27 protein-coding genes and 1 tRNA gene are annotated in these 26,335 nt (G+C 55.7%); 20 read left to right on the top strand and 8 right to left on the bottom strand.

The window, feature by feature from the left end; all coding sequences use genetic code 11:
• Positions 1–17 precede the first annotated feature (17 nt).
• From FGL65_RS11615 to FGL65_RS11640, 6 genes are all read left to right on the top strand, one after another.
• Positions 18–1,628: a PAS domain-containing sensor histidine kinase gene (locus tag FGL65_RS11615; RefSeq protein ID WP_147821355.1), complete on the top strand. Its 1,611-nt coding sequence runs from the start codon at positions 18–20 to the stop codon at positions 1,626–1,628.
• A 219-nt stretch (positions 1,629–1,847) separates the two neighbouring features.
• Positions 1,848–3,644: an ABC transporter substrate-binding protein gene (locus FGL65_RS11620; protein ID WP_147821356.1), complete on the top strand. Its 1,797-nt coding sequence runs from the start codon at positions 1,848–1,850 to the stop codon at positions 3,642–3,644.
• Between the two features lie 66 nt (positions 3,645–3,710).
• Positions 3,711–4,742, top strand: coding sequence for an ABC transporter permease (locus FGL65_RS11625; RefSeq protein ID WP_147821357.1), 1,032 nt, complete (start codon positions 3,711–3,713; stop codon positions 4,740–4,742).
• A 15-nt stretch (positions 4,743–4,757) separates the two neighbouring features.
• On the top strand, positions 4,758–5,681 hold the full coding sequence (locus tag FGL65_RS11630) for an ABC transporter permease (RefSeq protein WP_147821358.1): 924 nt from the start codon (positions 4,758–4,760) through the stop codon (positions 5,679–5,681).
• Between the two features lie 3 nt (positions 5,682–5,684).
• Entirely contained in the window at positions 5,685–6,851 is a 1,167-nt protein-coding gene (locus tag FGL65_RS11635; protein WP_147821359.1) for an ABC transporter ATP-binding protein, read from the top strand.
• A gap of 3 nt (positions 6,852–6,854) precedes the next feature.
• Positions 6,855–7,892 carry an ABC transporter ATP-binding protein gene (locus tag FGL65_RS11640; protein ID WP_147821360.1) on the top strand — a complete coding sequence of 346 codons (1,038 nt, stop codon included), beginning with the start codon at positions 6,855–6,857 and terminating at the stop codon, positions 7,890–7,892.
• Positions 7,893–7,949: 57 nt separating this feature from the next.
• Here FGL65_RS11640 and FGL65_RS11645 read toward each other — a convergent pair whose 3' ends face one another.
• A complete protein-coding gene (locus tag FGL65_RS11645; RefSeq protein WP_147821361.1) occupies positions 7,950–8,312 on the bottom strand; it encodes a NifB/NifX family molybdenum-iron cluster-binding protein in 363 nt (120 codons plus the stop codon).
• Between the two features lie 133 nt (positions 8,313–8,445).
• Here FGL65_RS11645 and FGL65_RS11650 point away from each other — a divergent pair, with 133 nt between their 5' ends.
• The gene (locus FGL65_RS11650; protein ID WP_147821362.1) at positions 8,446–8,886 is read left to right on the top strand and encodes an alanyl-tRNA editing protein; all 441 of its coding nucleotides are present in this window, start codon (positions 8,446–8,448) and stop codon (positions 8,884–8,886) included.
• On the opposite strand, the gene FGL65_RS11655 is transcribed toward FGL65_RS11650, so the two are convergent.
• Together FGL65_RS11655 and FGL65_RS11660 are read right to left on the bottom strand one after the other, a co-directional pair.
• The gene (locus FGL65_RS11655; protein ID WP_147821363.1) at positions 8,883–9,218 is read right to left on the bottom strand and encodes a DsrE family protein; all 336 of its coding nucleotides are present in this window, start codon (positions 9,216–9,218) and stop codon (positions 8,883–8,885) included. The two genes, FGL65_RS11650 and FGL65_RS11655, sit on opposite strands and share 4 nt — an antisense overlap.
• 24 nt (positions 9,219–9,242) lie before the next feature.
• Positions 9,243–9,887 (bottom strand): RluA family pseudouridine synthase, encoded by a 645-nt coding sequence (locus tag FGL65_RS11660; RefSeq protein ID WP_147821364.1) that lies wholly within the window; start codon positions 9,885–9,887, stop codon positions 9,243–9,245.
• Positions 9,888–10,227: 340 nt separating this feature from the next.
• Between FGL65_RS11660 and FGL65_RS11665 the strand changes: the two genes are divergently transcribed.
• The gene (locus FGL65_RS11665) at positions 10,228–12,201 is read left to right on the top strand and encodes a methyl-accepting chemotaxis protein (RefSeq protein WP_187170372.1); all 1,974 of its coding nucleotides are present in this window, start codon (positions 10,228–10,230) and stop codon (positions 12,199–12,201) included.
• Between the two features lie 51 nt (positions 12,202–12,252).
• Here the strand turns inward: FGL65_RS11665 and FGL65_RS11670 are convergent, their stop codons facing one another.
• The 5 genes from FGL65_RS11670 to FGL65_RS11690 form a co-directional block, all read right to left on the bottom strand.
• Positions 12,253–12,699, bottom strand: coding sequence for a DUF6790 family protein (locus FGL65_RS11670; protein WP_147821365.1), 447 nt, complete (start codon positions 12,697–12,699; stop codon positions 12,253–12,255).
• A gap of 307 nt (positions 12,700–13,006) precedes the next feature.
• Entirely contained in the window at positions 13,007–14,356 is a 1,350-nt protein-coding gene (locus tag FGL65_RS11675) for a hypothetical protein (protein ID WP_222705766.1), read from the bottom strand.
• A 615-nt stretch (positions 14,357–14,971) separates the two neighbouring features.
• Positions 14,972–15,067 (bottom strand) — tRNA-Ser (locus FGL65_RS11680).
• A gap of 54 nt (positions 15,068–15,121) precedes the next feature.
• On the bottom strand, positions 15,122–15,616 hold the full coding sequence (locus FGL65_RS11685) for a nucleoside deaminase (protein WP_147821367.1): 495 nt from the start codon (positions 15,614–15,616) through the stop codon (positions 15,122–15,124).
• A gap of 6 nt (positions 15,617–15,622) precedes the next feature.
• Positions 15,623–16,435 carry a phosphoribosylformylglycinamidine synthase subunit PurQ gene (locus FGL65_RS11690; protein WP_147821368.1) on the bottom strand — a complete coding sequence of 271 codons (813 nt, stop codon included), beginning with the start codon at positions 16,433–16,435 and terminating at the stop codon, positions 15,623–15,625.
• 173 nt (positions 16,436–16,608) lie between these two features.
• On the opposite strand from FGL65_RS11690, the gene pyrG reads away from it, so the two are divergent.
• From pyrG to FGL65_RS11750, 12 genes are all read left to right on the top strand, one after another.
• Positions 16,609–18,246, top strand: a complete 1,638-nt coding sequence (gene pyrG / locus FGL65_RS11695; protein ID WP_147821369.1) for a CTP synthase — start codon at positions 16,609–16,611, stop codon at positions 18,244–18,246.
• A 24-nt stretch (positions 18,247–18,270) separates the two neighbouring features.
• On the top strand, positions 18,271–19,080 hold the full coding sequence (gene kdsA / locus FGL65_RS11700; protein WP_147821370.1) for a 3-deoxy-8-phosphooctulonate synthase: 810 nt from the start codon (positions 18,271–18,273) through the stop codon (positions 19,078–19,080).
• Complete coding sequence (locus FGL65_RS11705; protein ID WP_147821371.1) at positions 19,073–19,597, top strand: KdsC family phosphatase; 525 nt, start codon at positions 19,073–19,075, stop codon at positions 19,595–19,597. The genes kdsA and FGL65_RS11705 overlap by 8 nt, the downstream gene beginning before the upstream one ends.
• On the top strand, positions 19,598–20,206 hold the full coding sequence (lptC, locus tag FGL65_RS11710) for an LPS export ABC transporter periplasmic protein LptC (RefSeq protein ID WP_147821372.1): 609 nt from the start codon (positions 19,598–19,600) through the stop codon (positions 20,204–20,206). It abuts the gene before it with no gap.
• A 2-nt stretch (positions 20,207–20,208) separates the two neighbouring features.
• The gene (gene lptA, locus FGL65_RS11715; RefSeq protein ID WP_147821373.1) at positions 20,209–21,102 is read left to right on the top strand and encodes a lipopolysaccharide transport periplasmic protein LptA; all 894 of its coding nucleotides are present in this window, start codon (positions 20,209–20,211) and stop codon (positions 21,100–21,102) included.
• Positions 21,102–21,824: an LPS export ABC transporter ATP-binding protein gene (gene lptB / locus FGL65_RS11720; RefSeq protein WP_147821374.1), complete on the top strand. Its 723-nt coding sequence runs from the start codon at positions 21,102–21,104 to the stop codon at positions 21,822–21,824. Before lptA ends, lptB begins: the two co-directional genes overlap by 1 nt.
• A gap of 266 nt (positions 21,825–22,090) precedes the next feature.
• Positions 22,091–23,503, top strand: a complete 1,413-nt coding sequence (gene rpoN, locus FGL65_RS11725; protein WP_147821375.1) for an RNA polymerase factor sigma-54 — start codon at positions 22,091–22,093, stop codon at positions 23,501–23,503.
• Between the two features lie 37 nt (positions 23,504–23,540).
• Positions 23,541–24,089 carry a ribosome hibernation-promoting factor, HPF/YfiA family gene (gene hpf, locus FGL65_RS11730; protein WP_147821376.1) on the top strand — a complete coding sequence of 183 codons (549 nt, stop codon included), beginning with the start codon at positions 23,541–23,543 and terminating at the stop codon, positions 24,087–24,089.
• Between the two features lie 2 nt (positions 24,090–24,091).
• On the top strand, positions 24,092–24,541 hold the full coding sequence (locus FGL65_RS11735) for a PTS sugar transporter subunit IIA (protein WP_147821377.1): 450 nt from the start codon (positions 24,092–24,094) through the stop codon (positions 24,539–24,541).
• 19 nt (positions 24,542–24,560) lie between these two features.
• A complete protein-coding gene (gene rapZ, locus FGL65_RS11740) occupies positions 24,561–25,442 on the top strand; it encodes an RNase adapter RapZ (protein WP_147821378.1) in 882 nt (293 codons plus the stop codon).
• A 2-nt stretch (positions 25,443–25,444) separates the two neighbouring features.
• Complete coding sequence (locus tag FGL65_RS11745) at positions 25,445–25,873, top strand: PTS sugar transporter subunit IIA (RefSeq protein WP_147821379.1); 429 nt, start codon at positions 25,445–25,447, stop codon at positions 25,871–25,873.
• Between the two features lie 5 nt (positions 25,874–25,878).
• On the top strand, positions 25,879–26,331 hold the full coding sequence (locus FGL65_RS11750; protein ID WP_147821380.1) for a PTS sugar transporter subunit IIB: 453 nt from the start codon (positions 25,879–25,881) through the stop codon (positions 26,329–26,331).
• Positions 26,332–26,335 lie beyond the last annotated feature (4 nt).

Raw genomic sequence — 26,335 nt, forward strand, 5'->3', positions numbered from 1 at the left:
AAAAAGGAACTCGCGCCATGAAACAAGAGACGGGAAAAAGAGACGGGGACTCCCGAGTTGATGCTAACACTCGGGGGCTTCTTGCCGCCTGTACCGATCCCTCGCTGATCATGGACATCGAGGCCTATGTCCTTGTCGCCAACCAGGCCGCCGCGAGAATGTTCGGAAAGGAAACCCCGGAGGAACTGGAAAAGGAATCCCTGTATGACCTGCTTCCTGGAAATCATGCGTCCGTCCTGGAGGAACGCATTGAACAGGTCATCACCCACGGGGAGACGGAAAGCTTTGAAGAGGAAATCAACGACATTTCCTTCATCAACACCTTTTCTCCGATTTTCGATGCGGAGGGGAATGTCTGCAGGATCGCACTCAATTCACAGGATGTGACCGCCCTGAGAAAAAGCGGCGAGGAACTGCGCCGGGAGCAGCAACGCCAGATATTTTTCATGGAAACGCTTCCGGGCTTGGTCTTTCATATTTATCCGGACGACACCATTCGCTACGCCAACCATTACTTCCGGAAACTGTTCGGCAGTCCTCGCGGGAAAACCTGTCACGAAATGCTGCATTCCGCAGATTCTGACTTTTCCGCATGCCCGCCCGAAGGGGCCCTGAGCGAGGACAAGTTCGTTGAACGGGAGTGGACGGATTCCAAGGGCCGGACCTTCCACATCCAGTACAGCCCCATGACAGACAGCGCCGGGGAACGCATTGTTCTCGCCCTCGGTCTCGACATCACCGAAAGAAAACACGCGGAGGACAGGCTTCGGCAGGCCCACGATGAGCTGCAGCAGCTCAACGAGGAACTGGAAATGCGTGTCGCCGCACGAACCCTGGCCCTGGAGGAATCGCTGAAATCGCTCAAAGAAGCGCAGAAGCAGCTGGTGGAATCCGAGAAGATGGCCTCCCTGGGTGGGCTGGTGGCGGGGGTGGCCCATGAAATCAACACGCCGCTGGGAGTGGGCGTCACCACCATCAGTTACCTGGAACAGGAGGCCCGGGAACTGGAAGATCTGTACACTTCGGGGAAGGTAAAGCGTTCGGACCTGGAGAAGTTCATCAAGATCTGCCGGGAATCCACTTCCGCCATTCTGATGAATCTTCAACGCGCCAGCGAGTTGATCCAGAGCTTCAAGCAGGTTGCCGTGGATCAGACCTCGGAGCAGAAAAGGGAATTCGAACTCAAGAACTATATCCAGGAAGTTCTGCTCAGCCTGCATTCGAAATACAAGAACACCGGCCACAAGATCGAAGTCATGGGGCCGGAGGTCACGCTGGAAAGCTATCCGGGGGCCATCATGCAGGTGCTGACCAACCTGCTCATGAACACGCTCAAGCATGCCTTTGAAGACATGGACGACGGCAAGATCGTCATCGAAGTGATTCCCCGGGAAGAGGGGGTTCGTTTCTCCTTTACGGACAATGGGGTGGGCATGAACGAAATGCTCAAGAGCCGGATCTTCGATCCCTTCTTCACCACCAAGCGCGGCCGCGGCGGCACCGGGCTGGGCCTCCACATCGTCTATAATCTGATCACCCAGAAGCTGGGCGGCACCATTTCCTGCGAAAGCGAGCCGGGAAAGGGGACCACCTTTACGATAGACCTACCCCGATCCGTGGATTCATAAGTCTTCGAAAAATCCCGCCTATTCCAGATATATCAATATTAAGCGAAAATAATGATGAACCTCATGAAAAATTGTGAACCAGTTGCGCAATTTTGTTATCTGTGAGAAGTAGCTTTGAGATATCTATCGCCCTATGATACTTGTGGCTCTTGTCGCTGACTGCTCCTGTGGGAAGGGCGGGCGGCAATCGTACTGAACCCATACTTAGGAGAGCGCAATATGCGAAAACTAGTGATGCTGTTGCTCGCTTTCTCCCTGCTCCTGGGAGCATGCGGAGAAAAGCCCGAAATGGAAAAAAAGGCTGAAGAGCCTGCCGCAGAGGCCAAGACCGAGGCACAAGCCGAAGACACGGTCAAAGACAAATTCGTCCTTGAGTCTTACGGCACCCTGAGAACCCTTGACCCGGCATGCGGATACGACAGCGTTTCGCACATGCGCTCCATGAACATCTACGAGCCCCTCATCTTCTTTGACGGCTCCTCCACAGATAAATACGTGCCCGTCCTGGCCACCGAAGTTCCCAGCGTCGAGAACGGCGGCATCAAGGATGGCGGCAAGACCTACATTTTCAAGATCCGCAAGGGCGTCAAATTCCACAAGGGTGGCGAACTGACTCCCGAGGATGTCGCTTACTCCATCAAGCGCCACATGATCGTGGACCAGGAAGGCGGCCCCATGTGGATGATGCTTTCCGCACTGACCGGCGTGAACTCCACCCGTGAAGACGGCAAGATCCGCGAAGGCATCTTCGAACAGATCGACAAGGCCGTGGAAGTGAGCGGCGATGAAGTTATCCTGCACCTGCCCAAGCCCTTCCCGCCGCTGCTGGCCGTGATGGCCTACTCCTACGGCGGCCTGATCATGGACAAGGAATGGTGCGTCGAGAACGGCTGCTGGGACGGCAAGATCGAAAATGCCGCCAAGTACAACAATCCGGCATTCGGTTCCGAACCCCTTCACCATATCGAAAATGGCACGGCTCCGTACTCCATGCTCAAGTGGGAACCCTCCGTTGAATTCGTGTTCGAACGTTTCGACGACTACTGGGGCCCCCAGCCGGCCATCAAGACCGCCATCGTGCGTTACAACCAGGAATGGAGTTCCCGCAAGCTGGCCCTGCAAAATGGCGACGCCGACCGCGTCACCATCGACCCGCAGTACCTGCCCGAGGTCGAGAGCATGCCCGGCGTCAAGGTGACCCCGGTGCCGCAGCTGTCGGTTTCCGCAGCCATTTTCTGCCAGACCGTGAATCCCGAAGCTAACCCGAACATCGGCAGCGGCAAGCTCGACGGCGAAGGCATTCCCGTGGACTTCTTCGCCGACATCCACGTGCGCAGGGCGTTCCTGTACGCCTTTGACCGCAAGGCTTACGCCAAGGACGTCTGGAACGACCAGGTCGTCATGCCCACCAGCCCCAACGCAAAGGGCATGCCTTTCTACAAGAAGGTGCCCGTGTATGAATTCGACCTGGAAAAGGCGGCCGAGGAAATGAAGCAGGCCTTTGGCGGCCAGCTTTGGGAAAAGGGCTTCAAGATGGTCATCACCCACAACACCGGTAACGACCAGCGCGAAGCCGCCGCACACATGCTGGCGGAAAATGTCATGAGCCTGAATCCCAAGTTCCAGATCGAAGTCCGCAACATGGACTGGAAGGACTATGTCGTGGCCTACCGCAAGTACCAGTTCCCCATCTTCCTCATCGGTTGGGGCGCCGACTACCCGGATCCGGACAACTTCCTGTTCACCTTCATGAGCTCGGAAGGTACGTACGGCAAGTTCTCCGGCTACAAGAACGAAGAAGTGGACCGCCTGTGCCAAGAAGCCCGCTTTGAAATCGATCCCGCCAAGCGCGGCCCCATGTACGAGCGTCTGCAGGACATGTGGTATGAAGAAGCCGTGGGCTGCATGATCTACCAGAAGATCGACCACTTCTCCTACCGTGACAACGTCAAGGGCTTTGTTCCCCATCCCATGCTCGACCATGAATGGGAAAACATAAAGCTTTTGTCCAAGTAGCGGTATACTAACCTAAACATACAGACCCCGAGGCCGGTTTCCGGTTTCGGGGTCTCATTATCCAACATGACTGCATATATCATACGCCGCCTGCTGTTTTTGGTCTTCGTCCTGTTCGGCGTGTCGGTGCTCATTTTTGGTCTGCTCATGACCTTCAGCCCGGAACGGCGCGCCGCCGTCTATGTCACAACACCACAACAAGCCAAGGATATTCCCCGGCTCGTGGAACAGTATGGCCTGAACGATCCTGTTCCGGTCCAGTACACGAGGTGGGTCAAGGAAGTCGCCTCGGGCAACCTGGGGTGGTCCCTGGTGGCCGCCAGGCCCGTTGCCAAGGCCTTCTGGAGCTATTTCCCAACCACCCTTGAACTCAACCTGTTCGCCTCGCCACTGGTCATCATCGTCGGAATATGGCTGGGGACATTGGCGGGGGTTCACCGGGATACCTGGCTCGACCACGGAACCCGGATCGGGGCCATCGTTGGCTGGTCCCTGCCCACCTTCCTGTTCGCCCTGGTCCTGCTCATGATCTTCTACGGCTACTTCGGACTGTTCCCGCCGGGCATCATTTCCAGCGATACGTCCCTCTGGGTCATCAACAACCCGGACAAGTTCACCCGCTACACCGGAATGTACAGCATCGACGGCCTGCTCAACGGCCAGCTCTGGGTCACCTGGGACTCCCTCAATCACCTGGTGCTGCCGGTGCTGACACAGGTCATCGTCGTTGTGGCCCTGCTCATGCGCGTGATGCGCTCCGGCATGCTGGAGGAACTTTCCCGCGACTACGTGATCACGGCCAAGGCCAAGGGCGCGGACGCGCACACCATCAACATCAAGCACGCGCGCAAGAACGCACTGATCCCGGTCATCACGGTGGCGGGGCAGTTGGTGGCGCTGTCCATGGAAGGGTCCATTGCCGTGGAGGTGGTCTTCAGCCGCCAGGGCATGGGCTGGTGGTTGGCGCATTCCGCCACGCAGCTGGACATGCCCGTGCTCATGAGCGTCTGTATGTTCATTGGCGTGGTCTTCGTGCTGTCGAACCTGATCATCGACATCATGTACGCCTACATCGATCCGAGAATTCAACTCCAGTAGCCGGAGAACAGATACATGGAAGCAACCATACCAACAAAAAAAGAACATCCCAGATGGCGGGAACTCAAGTTCACGCTACACAGGATATTCCGCAATCCATCGGCAATACTCGGCTTCAGCCTGCTGATATTCTTTCTGGGCGTGGCCATAGCCGCCCCGCACCTGGCGCCACCCAAGTATGATCACGCGCCCTACAAAATGCCTCACTCGGGGTATTCCCCCACGCCCAAACCGCCGAGCCAAACCAATCTGTTCGGCACCAGCTCCGGCCAGTACGACATCTATTACGGCGTTGTCTGGGGAACCCGGACCGCCTTCAAGATCGGCCTGTTCGTTGTGGGCTTTGCGGGCATCGTGGGTATCAGTCTCGGCGTTGTCGCCGGGTATTTCGGAGGCTGGTTCGACGAACTGCTCATGCGCTTCGTGGACATAGTCTGGTCCATACCGCTCCTTGTGCTGGCAATGACCATAGTGGTGGCCTTCGGCAGGGGGCTTGAAAACATCATGCTTGCCCTGGCTCTGGTCGAATGGCGCTGGTACGTACGCGTCATCCGGTCAGAGGTCATCAAGCTGCGCGGCCAGGAATTCGTGGAGGCGGCCAAGCTCATGGGCGTTTCCGACCTCAAGATCATCTTCCGGCACATCCTGCCCAATTCCATCTACCCGGTGCTGATCATGGCCTCCATGGACATGGGCTCCATGGTCATCTCGGCCTCCTTCATGAGCTTCGTGGGCCTGGGAGCGCCCAAGGGCTATGCGGACTGGGGCCAGATGGTGGCGCTGGCGCGCAACTACATCGTGGGGCCGCCCGACGATCCCCTCAAGTTCTGGTACACCATCTTTTTCCCGGGTCTGTGCATCATCCTGTTCGTGCTGGCCTGGAACCTGATCGGTGACGCCCTGCGCGACGCCTTCGACCCCAAACTGAGGCGGAGGTAGATCATGTCGAAACTTCTGGAAACCAAAGAACTGGTGACCAACTTCTATACCTACGAAGGCGTGGTCAAGGCCCTGGACAAGGTAAGCATCTCCATCGACCACGGGGAAACCTTCGGTCTGGTGGGCGAATCCGGTTGCGGAAAATCCGTCACCGTGCGCTCGGTCATGCGCATCATCCAGTCCCCCGGCGTCATCGAGGGCGGCGAGGTGCAGTACTGTGACGACGCCGACAGGCCGGACCAGTGCGAAGACCTGCTGGTCAAATCCGAAGAGGAAATGCGTGAGCTTCGCGGCGACCGCATCTCCATGATCTTCCAGGAACCCAACGCCGCGCTCAACCCGGTGCTGACCATCGGGGACCAGGTGGCCGAGAGCTACATGTTCCACCGCAAGCGCTCCATGAGCAAGCAGGTGCTGGAAGATGTGGAATCCGGCAAAATCAGCTTCGGCGTCTTCCATCCCTTCCTCAAGTGGGCCTACGGCAGGGCCGCGGCAAACCCCAAGGATCCGGTGCTCAAATGGCTGAGCAAGCTGCCGCTGCTCAAATACTGGGACAAACCCATGCGGCGCGAAGCCATCAACCGTTCCATCAGAATCATCGAGAAACTGGGGATTTCCAATGCGGCGGAACTGGTGACGCGCTACCCGCACAACCTGTCCGGCGGCATGAAGCAGCGTATCGTCATTGCCATTGCCCTGGCCTGCAACCCGACCCTGCTCATTGCGGACGAGGCCACATCCAACCTGGATGTGACCATCCAGGCCCAGATCCTGGGGCTGCTCAACGACCTCAAGGAACGCAAGGCCATTTCCTCGGTCCTGCTCATCACCCACGACCTGGGCGTGGTGGCCGAGACCTGCGACAGGGTAGGGGTCATGTACGCGGGCACCCTGTGCGAAGTTGCGGACGTGAAAACGCTCTTCAACAAGCCGATCCATCCCTATACCCGGGCGCTGCTCAACTCGGTTCCCCGTTTCTGCGTGGAAGGGGAGCTGGCCACCATCGAAGGCAGCGTCCCCAACCTGGTGCATCCTCCCGAAGGGTGCCGCTTCCATCCGCGCTGCAAGCAGGCCACGGACATCTGCAAACGGGAAAAGCCCAGGCTGGTCGACCTTGGAGACGGCCACAGCGTGGCCTGTCACAACATTGACCACAAGATCGGGGAATAGGATATGGATACCATACTCGAACTCAAAAACCTCAAGAAGCATTATCCCATCCTCGGCGGCGTGCTGCGCAAGGAAGTCGATTCGGTCAAGGCCCTGGACGGCATCGATCTGGACATCCAGCGCGGCGAATGCCTCGGCGTGGTCGGCGAATCCGGCTGCGGCAAGACGACCACCGGCAAGGCCATCCTGCGGCTGCACGCCCCCACGTCGGGCGATATCATCTACCACCCCGGCGATGGAGGCGAATCGCACAACATAGCCAAGATGTCCTTTGGCGCCATGCAGCGCACCGGCATCCGCAACAAGCTCCAGATGGTCTTCCAGGACCCCACCACCTCGTTGAACCCGAGGATGCTCATCAAGCACATCATTGCCGAGCCTCTCAAGGAACAGAAACGATGGGGAGCAAGGGAACTGGAAGACAAGGTCGTGGAACTGCTGGACCTGGTGGGCCTGACCGGCGACCACCTCATGCGCTATCCGCACGAGTTCTCCGGCGGCCAGCGTCAGCGTATCGCCGTGGCGCGCGCCATTGCCGCCCATCCGGAGTTCATCGTCCTTGACGAACCCACCAGCGCCCTGGACGTGTCCGTGCAGGCCCAGATCCTGAACCTGCTGCACAAGCTGCGCAAGCAGCTCAACCTGACCTACCTGTTCGTGACCCACCACCTGCTGGTGGTGAAATACATCTCCACGCGCATCGCGGTCATGTATCTCGGAAAAATGATCGAACTGGCCAAGACCGAGGACCTGTTCAACGACGCGCTGCACCCCTATACCCACGCGCTGCTTTCGGGCATCCCCAACCCGGATCCGAACCTGAACAAACCGCGCATCGTGCTGGAAGGGGATGTGCCCAGCCCGTTGAACCCTCCCAAGGGATGCAGGTTCCACACCCGGTGCCCGTTCGCCACGGATATCTGCGCCCGAGAGGAACCGCCTCTGACGGAGGTGGGCGACGGCCACAAGGTGGCCTGCCACAGGCACACGGAAACACGAGCTCTCGTGCAGCAGAAATTCGGAACAGCGGATTATTGCTGATCCCGAGAACAAAAAAAGCCCGCTTTGAGCGGGCTTTTTCATTGGAACGGCAAAAAACTACAGCTGATGAAGGCTGCCGCAGTCGTGGTGGTCGCAAACAATGGCCTCATCCTTGACCTTGCCCGCAATCCAATTTTGCACCAGCTCCTCGATGTCGCCGGAACATCCCCGGATGACCTGGACATCATTGGCGCCGAGCACGTCCACGGCTCCCTGGCCCATGTTGCCCGCCAGCATGACGGAAACTCCCTGTTCCTTGAGCACGGAGGCAATGTTGGACTTGCAGCCGCATCCCTCGGGGGATTCCAGCTTTTCGCGGGCGACAACGGCATTGTCTTCGATGGTGAAGACCGAAAAATGATCGCAATGGCCGAAGTGGTCATCCACGCAACCATCGCGGGTGGGTACTGCTACTTTCATGATAAACTCCTTGGTTTGGGTGCAGGCTTTTTACAACAGGCGGTGCTCTCAGGCAAGATCCTGGCTAACCACCCAAAATTACGCCTTTACTCAGGCCGCACGTCCTGGATATGAATTCCCGAGGAGGTCTCTCATGGCTACGAACCACGAGCCGTGCATGCACACGGCGGAGCATATTCTCAACGGAACCATGGTGCGCATGTTCGGATGCGAGCGTTGCTTCAGCGCACACATCAATGCAAAGAAATCAAAATGTGACTACCGGTTCGACCGCGCCCTGACAGATACGGAGGCAAGCGAGCTGGAAGACCGGATCAACGAACAGATCCTGGCTAACCTGGATGTAACTGAAAAAAACGTAACCCTGCAGGAAGCCCGCGATCAGTTCAACCTGTCACGGTTGCCCGAGGGCGTGGAAACAGTGCGCATTGTTCGGATAGGGGAGTATGACGCCTGCCCGTGCATCGGCAAGCATGTCGAGAACACGAAAGAAATAGGACGGTTCAAACTGACGACCCACAATTGGGAAGACGGCGTGCTCAGAATCCGGTTCAAGCTGGTAAACAGGGACTAGAACGTCAGCTGTTTCCATCCCTGCTTGAGCATGTCGGTGAGCGGGGTGCCCATGTACAGGACATTGACGCCCAAAGCTTCCAGCTCATCCGTGGTGCCGTAGTTGTCCGAGCAAGCCTTGCAGGCCCAGACCTCGACTCCGGCCTCCAGCAGCTCCCCGATCCGTTCCCGGATGGTGACGTTCTCGGCCGCGAGTCTCGCCGAAGGGCCCCAGATGACCAGCCGGACATTTTTCCACCAGCCGTTGAGCCTGGAATTGAGCGTGTACATGAAGACCAGATTCTCGGCCACTTCCGGGTCGGCCGAACTCCAGATCACGAAAATATTATCCATCGAATTCCCCGGTATTGCTGAGTCCTAGAACGGGGCCTCGGTATGAAATTCCATCACTTCGCCCGTCTTGGGATGGGTAAAGCGCAAATACTCGGCATGCAGATGCAGACGGCCCGGATATTTTCCGGTGCCGTAAAGCCTGTCACCCACGATGGGCACGCCCAATCCGTCGGGATGGGAGGAATGCACACGCAGCTGATGGGAACGCCCGGTGATGGGTGTAAAGTTGACCCTGGTCCAGCCGTTCTCCTCCCCGAGCTTTTTCCAGATGGTGATGGCCCGTCGTCCATGCTCATGATCGACGATCTGGTAGGGCCGGTTGTCCACATCCGTACGCAGGGGCAGGTCTATTACCCCCATTTCTCCTTCAATGAGCCCCTCCAAAAGAGCCACATAGCGTTTGGAGGTCAGGCGATCCTGAAATTGAATAGAAAGTTCCCTCTGCGCCCTCGCGGTAAGGCCCAACACGAGAATGCCCGAGGTGTCCATGTCCAGACGGTGGACAGCGGGGTGCTTGCGACATTCGGGAAACATGGCCTGAACACGGGTCACCACGCAGTCCATCTTGTCCGGCCCTTTGCCGGGAACGGAAAGCAGGCCACTGGGCTTGTTTACCACCACAATCTTATTGTCCGAGTAGAGGACGTCGAGTCCTTCGGGTACGTGCATGGCGCGGACAATAGAAAAAAGGCCCTGCAAATACAAGTTCTTTTAAATGCTTGTCATTCTTTACACTTACAAAGTTAAATTCCACAGACTCATACGAATGATATAATAGTAATGTCATCCAAACCTTGCTCAAGTGTTAATTATTGATCACTTCGACCCGATTGCGCTTTTTCTATTGCGAATGATAATTATAACGAGCTAGACGTTCGAGCAAATTCACGTAACTTACCGGGTCGAGACTGGAAGGGGAAACAGATCGCAAGTTAACTCTTCAATAATAAATATTTTTTTAGAGGGTTGCTCAAATCGCCTTCGTTCACTTTTCCCAGGGGGGAGGAAAATGACCATCAAAATGAAACTGTACCTTGCCGCAGCAATAGCCTTTCTGGGCTTTGCGGTGATCTATGCCGAAAATTTCATGGCCATCGGCGCCATCAAGGAAAAGGCGGACATCAAAAGCAACCTCATTCAAACCAAGGAGCAGATGCTCCAATCCAGAAGAAGTGAAAAAGACTTTCTGGCCAGAAAGGAATTGAAATATCTGGAATCGAACTCCGGCTCTATCGATGAGGCGTTGAAGCACCTCGACATCGTCGTCGGCCTGGATTCCGATCTCTCGGATCGTGTTGCAGCCCTTGCGGAACGGCTCAAGCAGTACAGGGAATCGTTTCACAAAGTGGCCGAAGATATCAAATTTCAGGGCTTGACCGAAAAGGACGGAAAGCAGGGAGAGCTCAGGGACGCAATTCATCAGGTCGAGGATGTTCTCAATTCGATGGAAAACGACAAATTGAAGGCGGACATGCTCATGCTTCGCCGCCGGGAAAAAGACTTCATTATCCGCAAGGACTTTGGTTATCTTGATAAATTCAAGAAAGATATGGCCGTCATACAGCGGGATGTGAGTGAATCGTATACGCTGGACGATGACCAAAAAACTAAGATTGTCGGCCTGCTTCAAACGTATTCAAAGGCATTCGAGGCATATGCCCACTCCGAAGAGGAAATCATTCAGGATACGACTGAATTCACCAATGTCGTCCGAGAAATGGAAGAATCCATTTCCGAATTCGTGATTTGGGCGGATCAGGAAGCCGCTGCCGTCATCACCGAAATGCAGCTCATCACCCTGGTCACGACCGTCATCGCTGCGCTCAGCGTCCTCGGAACCATCCTCCTGATCATTCGCAGCGTTTTGAGCCAGTTGACCTCGCTGCAGGAATGTTCCCGCAGTGTTGCGGCTGGTCAATATGACGCCTGCACCGGACTGAGCTTCAGCGGCGAACTCGAGGATCTGCGTCTGGACGTGGTGGCCATGGTCGACACCTTGAGTGCGGCCATGGACGATGCGAAAAACAAGGAAAAGGAAGCCGAGCAGCAGGCCGAGGCAGCCACAAAGGCCATGCAGGAAGCAAAGGCCAACGAAGAGCGGGTGGGCAAGCTGGTGAAGCACATGGCCCAGATAGCGGACAGGGCGTCCGGCATTGCCGAGCACCTTGCTTCTGCGGCAACCGAATTGAGCAGCCAGGCCTCGAATATCGCCAAGGGTGCGGCCCACCAGAAGGACCGCATCACGGAAACGGCCACGGCCATGGAAGAAATGAACGCCACGGTCTTGGAAGTTGCCAGGAATTCGAGCGATACCGCCGACAAGGCCGAACAGAACCGCGCGCAGGCCCAGGAAGGTCAGAACAAGGTTCAGCAGACCGTGGATGCCGTGGTGGTTGTTCAGGGCACGACAGGCGAACTGACACGTGTCATGGACGACCTGAGCACCAAGGCCCAGGCCGTGGGCGCCGTCATGAACGTCATTACCGACATTGCGGACCAGACCAACCTGCTGGCATTGAACGCGGCCATTGAAGCGGCCCGGGCCGGAGAAGCCGGCCGAGGTTTCGCCGTTGTGGCCGACGAAGTTCGCAAGCTGGCGGAAAAAACCATGAACGCCACCAAGGAAGTGGAGGAGGCCATTCAGGGGATCCAGTCCGCCGTGGGCATTTCCGTGAACAAGAGCCAGGACGCCGACACCGCCCTGGAAACCGCTTCCGGATACGCCCAGGAGGCGGGCAATCTGCTCGCCAACATCGTCACAACCGTCCAGGACTCCGCCGATATGATCCAGAACATCGCCACGGCTGCGGAACAGCAGTCCGCCACCTCCGAAGAAATCAACAACAGTATTGAGGAAATCAACCAGATTTCCACGGAGACGGCGGAAGGCATCGGACAATCCGCAGAGGCGATCGAGGAAATCGCCTCCCTGGCCGAAGATCTTCGAAACCTCATTGGGGAGCTGAACGAGGCAACCAGATAGGATGAAAACAGACAGGAAAGCCTCTTCTGGAAACAGAAGGGGCTTTTTTTATCACTTCAGAAAATAAAGAACCCACAAGGCGACCGGCCCCAAGATGTCCGCATAAAAGACAGGACCGGCATTCCCGGGATTCGTGTTGCCGGTTTCATCCCTGTTTTTCATATGCACGGAAAATGCGCCCAGCAGGAAAACGGACGCAAAGACAATGGTGGCCAGCCAGAACCCGTCTCGGAAAAAGAAGCAGAGCAGACCGCAGCAGCCCAGCGCCAGGTTGGTGAACGCCACTTCCTTCTGAAAGGGATTGCCCGCGGGCCAGCCTATGTATGCCGCGACTTCTTCGGATTTGAAATAATGTCCCATGAACGCCCAGATGCCACCCAGCCCGACCTTGATGACCAGCAGCCAGAGTAGCAGGGTGGCGAATATCGGCGCATCCCGCACGATTATGTCCACGCCCGCAATCAGAAGCGCAAGAACAGCCAGATAAACGACATACATGACAACCTCGTTTGCCGGTAAAAACATCAGCTTTATCAGAGCTAAATCAACTAGCAATACGAAACCATTATTTCATGCCTTGCCATCAAATGCGGGTATAAAAAACGAACAAGAAAAAGATTGATGCCATAAAATAAAAAAAGGTCTTGCTTTCACAAGACCTTATTGAATTCATGGCGGAGAGGGTGGGATTCCAGAAATGGAACCAGCAAATCCTGTTATCATTGATGTTATTTTGTCGCCGTTCTGTCTTTGGTGTAGCAGTCTGGTATGTCACTTTAAAACAATGTTTTTTGAGATGCTCCTATCATTGACGCGGAATAAAGCCAGCAAACTGTGCATGTCGTCTCAATGTTGTTTGAATGGCAGTGGCAATGGTTGATGGCATCGTATTCTCGGCGTTATATGCTTTCAGTTCTACTATTATTTTTGATGGTAAAATTGGTGTTCTGTCAATAAAAACATCTGCTCGAACTTTGCTATAGGAAGATATTAGTGTTTCCTCATGTACAGCATTTAATCCTATTTGTGATATGCATGTTGCCAATCTTTTACCCAAGTGTGTTGGTTGCTGGGTTACCGTTGGATACCACGCACGAGCTTCATCAGCACGTTTAGATTCTCGCTCTCTTAACGGTGCGTATGAATCAGGAGACCAATTTCCCGACGCAACTGATATGAAATGTGTCTTTTGAAATCTATCCAGATAGCTTCTCCCTGGAATATATGAATCATCATCGAGGTTTTTGCAGAGAGGGTGAATGTCGGCAGCAGCGATCGGAACGATCCTCACATCAAAATACAATCGTGCCCTGTTGTACTCACGAAGAGGCAAAGTGTTTTGATCTTCAGAATTCAATTGCCTATACCATGCATTCCAATCAAGCTTGTAGCCCTGTCGAGGGTCAGAAAACTGTTGAACTCTTGATATTCGAAGACCATCCGTAACTGGCCAAAGAATTACAACCATATAGTCTGAAAGGTCATGAAGGGCTGTAATATACTGGGCAAGTCGGCCACCAACCTCTTCAATGGCTGAACCAAGGGTAACAGAGTCGTCGCTTATTTGTTGAAGATCCATCTCCAAAATTTCACAATCAGAAAGATCTTTGTCCTGGTTGTGAAACTGAAATGTTTCTTGAATAATACTTGGCCAGCCCGATTTGTCGATGCTGATAATTTCAAAGTCTTTAGAGACCAGGATGCGCTGATTTCGGCTTGTAGCCGCAGCAAGGTCGTTCTGAAAGGCGCGGCTTGTGGTTAACCATATAAATAAAATTTGATTGAGGTTGCTGCGATCTCGATCTAGCAAGCTTAACGTCTCGACAAACGTAGAGGGAACTGACGTGCTTTGGGCAGCAACCTCTTCATATTGATCGACGACAGCAACAAGGCGTCGGCCTTTCCCCTTTTTGGACATTATTTCCAGAGTGTTTTTTAATGATGAAGCGTCCTCGATCGCGTGACGAGGGAGTTGTTCAACATACAACTCGGGGAGGTGTGTTCCAATTTCTAACGCTGCAGAGGTTTTGCCACTTCCACTCTGTCCATAAACAGGAAGAAAACGAATACCGCCGCTAACTTCCATAGAAGCGAAAGCTCGTTTAACAAAAGAAAGTAAAGACTGGTTCGGTTTCAACCGACCACGAAAAGCCATATCCAAATCTTCATACCGAGAGGGAAGGCGAAGCGACATATAGACCTACAAGGGTAGACAGTGTAAAAAGCAATATGAAATTAAACCATAAAATCAATATCAGGACGCCGTTCTAGTTGGCAAGGAATAGTTACACGCTGTTGTCAAAATTGATGATTGCCCTTGTGGTCACATTAATTTGATGGATCGATTGGGAATATTGGCTACCAACCAAATACATCTTTATCCATCCCAAAAGACAGATATTCCCAAAGACAAAGCCCGTCCAGCAACGTAGGCAGGGCGGGCATTTGCGGACGCCATAGAGGCGTCCTGACTTCTAATTTGGCCTTTGACCGGCCAGGAAGCATCAGAGACGAAATTTGGAGGCTGTTTTTCGGCTATCCCTCGATGATCCGATACAAAGTCTGGCGGCTGATGTCGAACTCGGCTCCAACGCCTTCTTTTCCACTCCCTCCCTGCGCCGCCTGATCTCGTCCATCTGTTCCTTGGAGAGCTTCGCCGTGCGTCCACAGTGCTTACCCCTGGCTTGTGCCTTGGCGAACTCTAGGGACACGAGACTGTTTTTTTGCAACAAAAAATCCCTTGGAACACATTCCAAGGGATTTGAACTTCTGGCGGAGAGGGTGGGATTCGAACCCACGTACGGGCTATTAACCCGTAACTCGATTTCGAGTCGAGCGCGTTACGGCCGGACTTCGCTACCTCTCCGAATGGGAGGATGTATATAAACGGACTCGGCTTGGTATGCAAGCCCGAAAAGGACTAACCTTTACGCTTGCCTAAAAAAAACCTTTTCAGCGTTGCGGAACATTCGTCTTCCATGACGCCGCCCACATACCACATCCGGTGGTTGGTGAAGGGCAGGGCATGGCCTTCCAGGTTGGAAACCAGCGCACCGGCGCGCGGATCGGACGCGCCGAAGACCACTCCCGCCACCCGGGCATGGATGAGCGCGCCCACGCACATGATGCACGGCTCCAGCGTAACCACCATGATGGAACCGGTCAGCCGGTAGTTGCCCACCTGTTCTGCGGCACGGCGCAGGCAGAGAATTTCCGCATGGGCCGTGGGATCGCAGGACGCTATGGGCTGATTGTGGGCTGTGGCCAGCAGCCCGCCGTTGGCCGAATATAGCGCTGCGCCGATAGGAGCCTCGCCCGTCTTGGATGCCTGAAAGGCTTCCTCCAGAGCCGTGCCCATGAGGTCACGCCAGGTGGTTCCCGCAGGAGGATCCGGAGGAATGCATGCGCAAGCCATTGCCTTTTACAACCCCTTGAGGTAATTGACCCCGCCTTTGAGCATTGCGATTCCGATCTCGTCGGAAACTTCGCCGCGTGTCCAGTGCGGATGGTTGGTGGGGTGGTTGAATGCTTCGGGGTGCGGCATGAGGCCCAGGATGCGTCCGGAAGGATCGGTCAGTCCGGCAATGGCGCACGGAGAACCGTTCGGATTGTAAGGATATTCCTGAGTCGGTTCCTTGGTTTCCGGATGCACGTACTGAAGAGCGACAAGGTTTTGGTTTTTCAATTCTTCAAGTAAAGCTTCATCTTTGGGGATTATCTTTCCTTCACCATGACGCACGGGAATGTACATGGTATCCAATCCCTTGGTGAAGACACACGGAGAATCCGCGTTGGATTTCAGATGCACCCAGCGGTCCTCGTAACGGCCCGAATCGTTATAGGACAGGGAGACCTGACGCTCGAAGTATTTGCCGCCCACCGCCGGGAGCAGGCCAAGCTTCACCAGGAGCTGGAAGCCGTTGCAAATGCCGAGAATGATGCCGCCCTTGTCGAAAAAGGCTTTGAGCTGATCAAGTACGGGCTTTCCGTCCTCGGTTTCGAGCCAACGCCAGCGCTGGGCAGCGGCCTGGGCGGCGCCGAGATCGTCGCCGTCGAGAAAACCGCCCGGAAAAATTAGGTAATTATAGTCGTCGAGTCGGGAATGTCCCGCAGCAAGATCGGAAAAGTATATGATGTCGGCAGAATCTGCACCAGCTTCCCGAACGGAATGCGCGCATTCCTGTTCACAATTGGTGCCATATCCGGTAATAACAAGCGCGTTGACGCGGGCCATTTAAGTGTCCTCCCGATATTGACATTGGTGAGCGGCCTTGCAACATAAACAAAGGCCACGGTGTTGGGGAGTACATACTTAGCGCCGGGTCGTCAGTCAATATAGTATAAGACCAAGCCGCCAAGCGGCTTATTCATTTATTTACAAGGATTAACCAAGGGGCAAACCTGCACATGAAAACCAAGTTTATTTTTATCACCGGCGGCGTGCTGTCTTCACTCGGAAAAGGGTTGGCAGCAGCCTCCATCGGAGCGCTGCTCCAGGCCAGAGGACTCAAGGCGACCATCCAGAAGCTCGATCCCTATCTCAACGTCGACCCCGGCACCATGAATCCCTTCCAGCACGGTGAAGTCTACGTCACCGACGACGGCGCCGAAACAGACCTCGACCTCGGCCACTACGAACGCTACCTGGGCGCTTCCATGAGCCAGCGCAACAACTACACCTCCGGCTCCATCTACAACTCGGTCATCGAAAAGGAACGCCGCGGCGACTATCTCGGCGGCACCGTGCAGGTAATCCCCCATGTGACCAACGAGATCAAGAAGGCCGTTCTGGACATGCCCACAGACGAAGACGTCGCCCTCATCGAGATCGGCGGCACCGTGGGTGACATCGAAGGCCTGCCGTTCCTGGAGGCGATCCGCCAGCTCAAGAACGACATCGGCAAGGAAAACGTCCTGTACATCCACCTGACCCTGGTGCCTTACATGCGCGCAGCCGGCGAGCTGAAGACCAAGCCCACCCAGCACAGCGTCAAGGAACTCCGCAGCATCGGCATCCAGCCGGATATCATCCTCTGTCGTTCCGAAGTGGAATTGGAAAACGATCTCAAGCGCAAGATCGCCCTGTTCTGTGATGTTGACGCGGACGCCGTGTTCAGCGCCGTTGACGTCAAAAACATCTACGAAGTTCCCCAGAAATTTTACGAGGAGGGCGTCGACCAGAAGATCGCTATCCTGCTCAAGCTCCCGGCCAAGAATGCCGATCTGCATCCCTGGGAAAAACTGGTCCATACGCTCAAGAATCCCACGGGCTCGGTCAAGATCGGTATCGTGGGCAAATACGTGGACCTCACCGAGGCTTACAAGTCCCTGCACGAGGCATTGATCCACGGCGGCGTGGCCAACGAGGTCAAGGTGGAGCTGGAATACGTGAACTCCGAAAAGATCACCTCCAAAAACGTGGAAAAACGCCTCAGCGGCCTGGACGGCATCCTGGTGCCCGGCGGCTTCGGTTCCCGCGGCGTGGAAGGCAAGATCCTGTCCATCCAATATGCCCGCGAGAACAAGGTTCCGTTCTTCGGCATCTGCCTGGGCATGCAGTGCGCCTGCATCGAGTACGCCCGCAACGTGCTGGGCATGGAAGGAGCCAACTCCGAAGAGTTCGATCTTTCCACCCCGCATCCCATCATCTACCTGATGAAGGAATGGTACGACTTCCGCACCAAAAAGACCGAGGTTCGCAACGAATCCTCTGAAAAGGGCGGCACCATGCGTCTGGGATCCTATCCATGCAAGCTCAAGAAGGGCACCGCCGCCTACGAGGCCTACCAGGCCAGCAACATCGACGAGCGCCACAGACACCGTTATGAATTCAACAACGACTTCATCGAGGCCTGTGAAAAGGGCGGTCTGGTCTTCTCGGGCACCGCTCCGGACGAATCCCTGATGGAAATCGTCGAGATCCCCGATCATCCCTGGTTCCTTGGCTGCCAGTTCCACCCGGAATTCAAGTCCAGGCCCATGAATCCCCACCCGCTCTTCCGCGACTTCATCAAGGCCGCAAAGGAAGAGAAGGGCAAGAAATAGGGAAGAGCCGCAAAGAGCCACTCTATGAACAGCACTGATCTGTATTCAGTCAGCACACAGGGGCCGTTTATCATTGCCGGCCCCTGTGTCATTGAGCAGAGGGAACTGACGCTTGGCATCGCTCGGGAGCTCAAGGCCATTTCAGAACGCCTCGGGCTTCCGATCGTATTCAAGAGCTCGTTCGACAAGGCCAACCGTACTTCGGGCGCCAGCTTTCGCGGCCCGGGCATGCAGGAAGGCCTCGAAATTCTTTCCGAAGTACGGAAGGAGACCGGGCTTCCCGTCGTCACGGACATCCACTGGCCCGAACAGGCCGCCACAGTGGCCGAGGTCGCGGATGTTCTCCAGATTCCCGCGTTTCTGTGCCGCCAGACCGACCTGTTGCTGGCCGCCGCGAAAACAGGAAAAATCATCAACATCAAGAAAGGCCAATTCCTTGCCCCCTGGGACATGGAAAACGCCGTGAACAAGATCCGCGAAGCCGGAAACGACAAGGTCTGGCTTACCGAGCGCGGAGCAACGTTCGGGTACAACAACCTGGTGGTTGATTTTCGTTCCATGCCCATCATGGGCGGATTCGGCGTGCCCACGGTCTTTGACGCCACCCATTCGGTGCAACTGCCGGGCGGGCAGGGGGGCTGCTCGGGCGGCCAACGCGAATTCGTGCCGGTCCTGGCGCGCGCCGCGGTTGGCGCGGGGGCTCGCGGTGTCTTCCTGGAGGTCCACCCGGACCCGGACAAGGCGCTCTGCGACGGTCCCAACAGCCTGTACCTCGATTCCGTGGAACCGCTGCTCAGGCAGCTCAAGGCCATCTGGGAGATCGTGGATGCTTAGCGCCGAAGATCGCGCAAAAAACATCAAGCTGCTCGTACTTGACGTGGACGGCGTCCTGACCGACGGGGGCCTGTATTACGGCGACGAAGGCCTGGCCTTCAAGCGTTTCAACGTACAGGACGGCCTGGGCATCAAGATGGCGCAGGCCGCCGGGCTGGAACTGGCCGTCATCACCGGCTTGAACCAGAAACCCGTGGAAAGACGCATCACCGAACTCGGCATCAGACATTATTATCCGGGCAACCATGACAAGGTGCCGCTCTTCGAGGAAGTCTGCAAAAAGGCGGGCGTTTCCGAAGAGCAGGCCGCCTTCATGGGCGACGACTGGATTGATGCGGGCGTCATGCGCAGGGCGGGGCTGGCCATGAGCGTGCCCAACGCCCAACCGGAAATCATCGAGATGGCCCACTGGATCTCCCGCAAGCCCGGAGGGCATGGCGCGGTCCGGGAAGCCATCGCCTTTCTGCTCAAGAAGCAGGGCCGGTTCGAAGCCATCTGGAAGGAGTGGGCCAAGTAGATGAAATTCCGTCCTCTTTTTCTCTGGGGCGCAGTGTTCGTCTGCGGCCTCCTGTTCGGCTTTCTGGTCAAGGAATTCGTGCATTCCGAAACGGAAACCATGCCGCAGAACGTTCCTCCCCAGGAACGGACCGAGCGGGCCGCCTTCGAAGACGCCGACATCGAGGCCGAGGATATTGAACTGGTCCAGGGCAAGGACGGCGCGCTCCAGTGGAAACTCCAGGCAACCAATGCTAAATACAATCAGGAAAAGAAGCTGGTTGCCGTGGAGCGCCCCCAGTTGACCGCCTTTTTCGGCGACGACCGCCAGGAAGTGTTCATCAAGGCGGACGCAGGGGACATCGACCAGAAGAACGACAACCTGACCTTGTGGGACAACATAGACGGCCGTTTCGGCATGTTCGCCCTCAAGGCCCAGCATTTCGACTACATAGGCGCCATCGGTAAGGTCTACCTCAAAGGCGGCGTGGCCGTGAGCAGGCCGGACCTTTCCGTCAATGCGACAGCCGTTGAGATCGACATCGTATCCAGGGAACTGGTTGCGGCCGGCGGCGTGGAAGCGGTCATCATACCGCAGAATACCAATCTGACGTCCTCCCAGGAGAACTGATTATGAGATTTTTGGGGAAAATACTTTTTGCGACACTTGCTCTGACACTCTTCACCGTTTCCGCTTTTGCCGGGGATTGGGGGGAAATACGCAGGGCCGACCGGAATCTCAATGTCCGCCAAAAACCGACCGTCAATTCCGAGCACGTGCTGACCCTCAAGAAGGGACAGCAGGTCAAAACGGATTTCCTGCAGGAAAACGGCTGGGTGGCCATTTTCAAGATCAGCGAGGATATTCGGGATGAATCCCGAGCCCTCGGGTATGCCAACGGCAAATACCTGAGCGTGGTGGCGCAGAGTGAGCCGCTGCCCGGAAAAACGCCCGAGCCCGTCGCCCCCGCGCCGGAAAAGAAGACCCCCAGCTCGGCTGCGGGAGCCATGAAGCCCAGTGCCCCGGCCCAGGGCGTGGGTGAAGTGAAAAGCCAGGTGGTCAGTTCGCCCCCGGCTGTCGAGCCTACAACGGCTGTACCCGGCGTCCCCGTGAAGATCACCTCCGAGCGCATGACCTATGACGAAAACAAGCGGATCGTTTCCTTCATCGGGAACGTGGTGGCGCACCATGAGGGCCTGACCATGTGGGCCGATACCATTTCGGCATATTTCATGAGCTCCGATAAAAAGAATCTCAAGGTGGACAGCATCGACCGCATTGTTGCCAAGGGCAATGTCCGGGCGGAAAAGGGCAAGACCAAGGGCTCCTGCGGCAAGGTGACCTACCAGGTGGCCGACCGCATCCTGATCATGGAGGACAATCCGAAGCTCAGCGACGGTCCCAACAGCATCACCGGCGACGTCATCCGTTACTACGTGAAGGAAAACCGCAGCGAAGTGGTGGGCAACAAGGGCAAGCGCGTGGAAGCGCTCTTCTTTACTCCCAAAGGCCTGAAGGTCCAGTAATGGACGGGCTTGTCGCAGCGAACCTCAGCAAGAGGTACGGACAGAAAGAGGTGGTGCACAGCGTCAACCTCAATGTCTCGAAACAGGAAGTGGTGGGGCTTCTCGGCCCCAACGGCGCGGGAAAAACCACGACCTTCTATATGCTGGTGGGGATCGTCAAACCCAACACGGGCGAGGTGTCATTCAACGGCCGGAGGATCACGGACCGTCCCCTGCACGAGCGGGCCCGCATGGGAATCAGCTATCTTCCCCAGGAGAGCTCCATCTTCAAGAAGCTCACCGTGCGGCAGAACCTTGAAATCATCCTCGAACAGACTTCAATGACTCCCCGCCAGCAACACGGCAGGGCGGAGGAGCTCATGGAGATGTTCACCATCACCAAACTCGCGGATCAGCCGGCCATGTTCCTTTCCGGCGGCGAGCGGCGCAGGCTAGAGATCGCCCGCGCCCTGATCATGAACCCCAGCTTCATTCTTCTGGACGAACCCTTTGCGGGCATCGATCCCATTGCGGTCATCGATATCCAGGAGATCATTTCTGTGCTCAAGAGCATGGGGATAGGTATCCTCATCTCCGACCACAACGTGCGTGAAACATTGAATATCTGCGACCGCGCCTACCTGGTTTACGAAGGAACCATCATCCTGGAAGGCACTCCCCAGGAAATCGTCCAGAACAGTCAGGCCCGACAGATCTATCTCGGCGAAGATTTCAGCCTCTAGGGGCCCAATCTCCCGGAAATCATCAAATTCCACTCCCTGCCGCCCCGCATTTCTCATATTGGAGATTTACAGGGGCTATGAAGATTGGTACAGTTTTTTCATGCTTGGATTTGCTTAATTGTAAATTCAAATGTGACAATACGTTATCATGATTCCTCTGGCGCTCGGCATTTGCCATTGTCCCATGAATCCGTAACGAACGAAGAACCGATCGAAAAATATTCTGATTATACCGAGCGGCCCGAAGCCGTCACCAGGTAATACATATGGGATTGGAACTCAGACAACAACTCAAGCTCTCTCAACAACTGGTCATGACGCCCCAGTTGCAGCAGGCCATCAAGCTGCTGCAGCTTTCCCGTCTTGAACTGGTTGAAACCGTGCAGCAGGAATTGCTGGAGAATCCGTTCCTTGAGGAGCCCGATCCCGAAGAAGTTCGGGAGGACACCAAGGACGCCGGTTCCGGCGATGACGAAAGCGCGGAACTGATCCGTGACGCGGACTGGGAAAACTACCTGGGCGAATTCTCCAGTACCTCCAAGCAGTCTCATGCCCGGGAAGCGGAGCTCCCGGAAGAGGGCATGTCCTTCGAGGCACGCCTTGCCTCCAAGCCTTCCCTGGGCGGCCATCTCAACTGGCAGATGCGCCTTTCCAACTTCACGGACGAGGAAATCGCCATCGGCGAAATCATCATCGGCAACCTGGACCACAACGGCTACCTACAGGCCGACGTGGCCGACATTCTTTCCATGGTCGCGGCCACCGAGGAACAGGTGGAGTCGGTCATCAAGAAAATCCAGCGTCTCGACCCCATCGGAGTCGGAGCCCGGACCCCCCAGGAATGTCTGCTGGTGCAGCTCGAAGTCTATGAACTGGACGACGATCCCGTTCTTGTCTCCCTGGTGCGCGACCACCTGGAGGACCTGGAAAAGCATCGCTACAAGCCCCTGGCCCGCAAATTCAAGATCAGCATGGAAGAGCTCAAGGAATACCTCGAGGAAATCCAGAAACTCGACCCCATGCCCGGGACGAATTTCTCGTCCACGGAACCGCACTACGTCAGCCCTGACGTGTTCGTTTACAAATTCGGGGACGAATTCGTTATCATCCTCAATGAGGACGGCCTGCCGAGGCTGCAGATGAACTCGTTCTATGTGGACAACGTCAAGGCCCGTAACGAGAAGGAAAAGGATTACTTCTCAGAGAAGATGCGTTCCGCGGCGTGGTTGATGAAAAGTCTGTACCAACGCCAGCGCACACTGTATAAAGTAGTTGAAAGTATTGTCCGTTTTCAGCGTGATTTCTTCGAGGAAGGGGTAACCAAACTCAAGCCCCTGATTCTCAAGGAGGTAGCCGAAGACATCAATATGCATGAATCGACCGTCAGCAGGATCACGACCAGCAAGTACGTGTCCACGCCCCACGGGATCTTTGAGCTGAAGTTCTTCTTCAACAGCGCACTGGATCTCGGGGACGGCTCCCAGGTCGGCTCGGAAAGCGTCAAGGCCCTTATCAAAGAACTCATAAGCGAGGAGAATCCGAAAAAACCATTAAGTGACGAAAGAATCGGTGATATTCTGAAAGAAAAACTGGACGTCAATATTGCGCGGAGAACCGTGGCAAAATACCGCTCGGCAATGGGCATTCCCTCTTCGTCCAAGCGGAAACAGTTTTTCTAGAAGCTTCTCAATACCCACAACCGTAGGAGGGTAGTCCATGAATATCAGTTTCACCTTCAAGAACTTCGACCCGTCCGACCACCTGAAGAAGTATGCCAACAAGCGCTTCGGCAAACTCGGCAAGTACGTCTCCCATTCCGACGTCGCCGAACTCCAGGTAACGCTGATGGTAGAGAAATTCCGCCAGAAGGCTGAAGTGATTCTCAAGGCCGACAATATGAACATGACGGCCCTGGAGTCTTCTGAGGACATGTACTCTTCCATCGACATGGTTCTGGACAAGCTCGAAGCTCAGCTGCGCAAGTCGCGCGAAAAGATGAAGAGCCGGAGCAAGAAGGCCAAAGCCAACAAGACGGTGCAGATGGATTATCTGACTTTCCACGACCGGGAATCCGGCGACTGGACTCCGACCATCGTGGGCCGGGACTCCTACGAGCCCAAGCCCATGTCCATTGATGAAGCGGCTATGCAGCTGGACACCAAGGAAAACGACTTCCTGGTGTTCCTCAATTCCGATACCGAAGGAATCAACGTCATCTACAAAAGAAAAAATGGTGATTTCGGCCTTATAGATCCTGGACATTAATCATGAAACTCGGTGATTACCTCGAAAAAGAACTCATAATACCGGCATTGACCTCCGCCACCAAGGCGGAGGTCCTTGCCGAACTTGTTTCCCCCCTGGCGTCCACGACCGCATCTTTTGATGCGGAACAGGCCGTTTCCGTGCTTCTGGAAAGAGAAAAGCTCGGCACCACCGGCATCGGCGACGGGATAGCCATTCCCCACGGCAAGCTGGAAAGCCTGGAAAAAATCCGGGTGGTTGTCGGCCGCAGTATCGAGGGCGTTGAATTCGAAGCCCTCGATTTCAAGCCTTGCCATATCTTTTTTCTGGTTCTGGCTCCGGAGCAGGTTGCGGGGTTGCATCTGCGGCTGTTGGCGCAGATTTCCCGGCTGCTCAAGGACGAGAATTTCCGCAGGGAATTTCTCCAGGCCGAGGACGGGGAGACCCTTTGGAAACTCCTCAAGAACTCCTGACGCCTGAAGGAAGCCAGCCTTGACACCCAAGACTCATTTCCCGGTCATAGTTGTCACCGGCCTCTCCGGTTCCGGAAAAAGCACGGCCCTGCGGGTTTTCGAAGACCTGGGCTATTTCTGTGTGGACGGCATGCCCGTGGGAATGCTTCCCAAGCTGGCGGAAATGTTCCAGCAAAAGGATTCCAAGCACAGGGGGCTCGTGCTGGGCATGGACCTGCGCCAAGACGATTTCATCGAGGAATGGGAACAGGCCATGGCCGAGCTGGATGCGGTGAATCTGGAAGTGCAGGTTCTTTTCCTGGAATGTCGGCTGGAAACACTGGTGACCCGGTACGCCACCACGCGCAGGCCGCATCCCCTCGAATCCATTGACATAGGGCTGGAACAAGCCCTGGAAAAGGAAAAGACCCTGCTGGATCCCATCCGCAAGGTCTCGGCCCTGGTTCTTGACACCACCGACTATTCCATCCATGACTTGAGACGGATTGTCCAAGAAAAGTGGGCGGACCTGGAGGAGCAGGGCCGGAGCATGCGGGTGCATGTGGTCACTTTCGGGTTCAAGTATGGCGTACCTCTGGAAGCGGACCTTGTTTTCGATCTCCGCTTTCTGCCCAATCCGTATTTCGACGAGTCCCTGCGGGAAATGTCCGGCAAGGACGAAGCCGTGGCCAAGTATGTGCTGGGGCAGGAGCCGGGCATTACGTTCAAAACCAAGTTTCTGGACTTTCTGACATACATGCTTCCCTTGTACGCCCAGGAGGGGCGCTACCGGATGACCGTGGCCATCGGGTGCACCGGAGGACGGCACCGCTCTGTTTCCGTTGCCGAGGAAGTGTATCAAAAGCTGAAAAGTGACGGCTACTCCGTAGCCATAGAACATAGACATCTTGAACTGGGATAAGCATGCCATCCAATGAACAGCACGTGGGAATCGTCGTGGTTACCCACGGAGACTTCGGCAGGGAGTTGATCAAGGCCGCTGAAATGGTCCTGGGAGCACAGGAACGTTGTTTTGCAGTCAGCGTCGATGTGAAGCGGGAAGTGGACGAAACCGTGGAGGCCATCCGCCAGGCGGCTCACAAGGCCGGCGCGGGCACCGGCGTCCTCATTCTCACCGACCTCTTCGGCGGATCCCCGACCACCCTGAGCCTTTCCCTGCTGAAGGCAGACGACCTTGAGGTGGTTACCGGCGTGAACCTGCCCATGGTCATCAAGGCCCTACAGGCCCGAAGCGAAGCCTTGGGCGATCTCGCCGCGGCGGTCCGGGACGCGGGACTTCAGGGCATTGTCGTGGCGGGGGAACTGCTGCGAAAGAAAACCAGAAAGAAGTAGCGGTCATGAGCTGGGTCCGAATCGATAACCGCCTGATTCACGGGCAAATAATAGAAACATGGATTCCTTATACCGGGGCACGGTCAGTACTGGTGGCCAACGATGAACTGGCCTCGGACATCATGCAGCAGCAAATCATGTCCCTGGCCATTCCCGGCAACATCGAAAGCCATTTCGTCACCGTGGATGCCGTGGCCCGGGAAATGAAAGCCATCGGCAAAAACACGATCATCCTCTTTTACAACTGCTCCGACGCCAAAAAGGCCTTCGACACCGGGTTCCTTTTCGACATTCTCAACATCGGCAACGTTCATTACAGCCCCGGCAGAAAACAGGTTTCCCCCAATGTGGCCCTGACCAACGAGGACGAACACTGCCTCAAGTATTTCTGCAAGAAGGGCGTCGAACTCGATTTTCGATGTGTTCCCAACGACACGGTACAGGTGAGGTTGCCATGATGGA

Origin of the sequence: Salidesulfovibrio onnuriiensis (assembly GCF_008001235.1) — a bacterium.
Lineage (GTDB): Bacteria > Desulfobacterota > Desulfovibrionia > Desulfovibrionales > Desulfovibrionaceae > Pseudodesulfovibrio > Pseudodesulfovibrio onnuriiensis.

Coding starts and splice junctions, on each gene's coding strand:
- FGL65_RS11615 (WP_147821355.1), top strand. CDS start 18: ATGAAACAAGAGACGGGAAAAAGAGACGGGGACTCCCGAGTTGATGCT.
- FGL65_RS11620 (WP_147821356.1), top strand. CDS start 1,848: ATGCGAAAACTAGTGATGCTGTTGCTCGCTTTCTCCCTGCTCCTGGGA.
- FGL65_RS11625 (WP_147821357.1), top strand. CDS start 3,711: ATGACTGCATATATCATACGCCGCCTGCTGTTTTTGGTCTTCGTCCTG.
- FGL65_RS11630 (WP_147821358.1), top strand. CDS start 4,758: ATGGAAGCAACCATACCAACAAAAAAAGAACATCCCAGATGGCGGGAA.
- FGL65_RS11635 (WP_147821359.1), top strand. CDS start 5,685: ATGTCGAAACTTCTGGAAACCAAAGAACTGGTGACCAACTTCTATACC.
- FGL65_RS11640 (WP_147821360.1), top strand. CDS start 6,855: ATGGATACCATACTCGAACTCAAAAACCTCAAGAAGCATTATCCCATC.
- FGL65_RS11645 (WP_147821361.1), bottom strand. CDS start 8,312: ATGAAAGTAGCAGTACCCACCCGCGATGGTTGCGTGGATGACCACTTC.
- FGL65_RS11650 (WP_147821362.1), top strand. CDS start 8,446: ATGGCTACGAACCACGAGCCGTGCATGCACACGGCGGAGCATATTCTC.
- FGL65_RS11655 (WP_147821363.1), bottom strand. CDS start 9,218: ATGGATAATATTTTCGTGATCTGGAGTTCGGCCGACCCGGAAGTGGCC.
- FGL65_RS11660 (WP_147821364.1), bottom strand. CDS start 9,887: ATGCACGTACCCGAAGGACTCGACGTCCTCTACTCGGACAATAAGATT.
- FGL65_RS11665 (WP_187170372.1), top strand. CDS start 10,228: ATGACCATCAAAATGAAACTGTACCTTGCCGCAGCAATAGCCTTTCTG.
- FGL65_RS11670 (WP_147821365.1), bottom strand. CDS start 12,699: ATGTATGTCGTTTATCTGGCTGTTCTTGCGCTTCTGATTGCGGGCGTG.
- FGL65_RS11675 (WP_222705766.1), bottom strand. CDS start 14,356: ATGGCTTTTCGTGGTCGGTTGAAACCGAACCAGTCTTTACTTTCTTTT.
- FGL65_RS11685 (WP_147821367.1), bottom strand. CDS start 15,616: ATGGCTTGCGCATGCATTCCTCCGGATCCTCCTGCGGGAACCACCTGG.
- FGL65_RS11690 (WP_147821368.1), bottom strand. CDS start 16,435: ATGGCCCGCGTCAACGCGCTTGTTATTACCGGATATGGCACCAATTGT.
- pyrG (WP_147821369.1), top strand. CDS start 16,609: ATGAAAACCAAGTTTATTTTTATCACCGGCGGCGTGCTGTCTTCACTC.
- kdsA (WP_147821370.1), top strand. CDS start 18,271: ATGAACAGCACTGATCTGTATTCAGTCAGCACACAGGGGCCGTTTATC.
- FGL65_RS11705 (WP_147821371.1), top strand. CDS start 19,073: ATGCTTAGCGCCGAAGATCGCGCAAAAAACATCAAGCTGCTCGTACTT.
- lptC (WP_147821372.1), top strand. CDS start 19,598: ATGAAATTCCGTCCTCTTTTTCTCTGGGGCGCAGTGTTCGTCTGCGGC.
- lptA (WP_147821373.1), top strand. CDS start 20,209: ATGAGATTTTTGGGGAAAATACTTTTTGCGACACTTGCTCTGACACTC.
- lptB (WP_147821374.1), top strand. CDS start 21,102: ATGGACGGGCTTGTCGCAGCGAACCTCAGCAAGAGGTACGGACAGAAA.
- rpoN (WP_147821375.1), top strand. CDS start 22,091: ATGGGATTGGAACTCAGACAACAACTCAAGCTCTCTCAACAACTGGTC.
- hpf (WP_147821376.1), top strand. CDS start 23,541: ATGAATATCAGTTTCACCTTCAAGAACTTCGACCCGTCCGACCACCTG.
- FGL65_RS11735 (WP_147821377.1), top strand. CDS start 24,092: ATGAAACTCGGTGATTACCTCGAAAAAGAACTCATAATACCGGCATTG.
- FGL65_RS11745 (WP_147821379.1), top strand. CDS start 25,445: ATGCCATCCAATGAACAGCACGTGGGAATCGTCGTGGTTACCCACGGA.
- FGL65_RS11750 (WP_147821380.1), top strand. CDS start 25,879: ATGAGCTGGGTCCGAATCGATAACCGCCTGATTCACGGGCAAATAATA.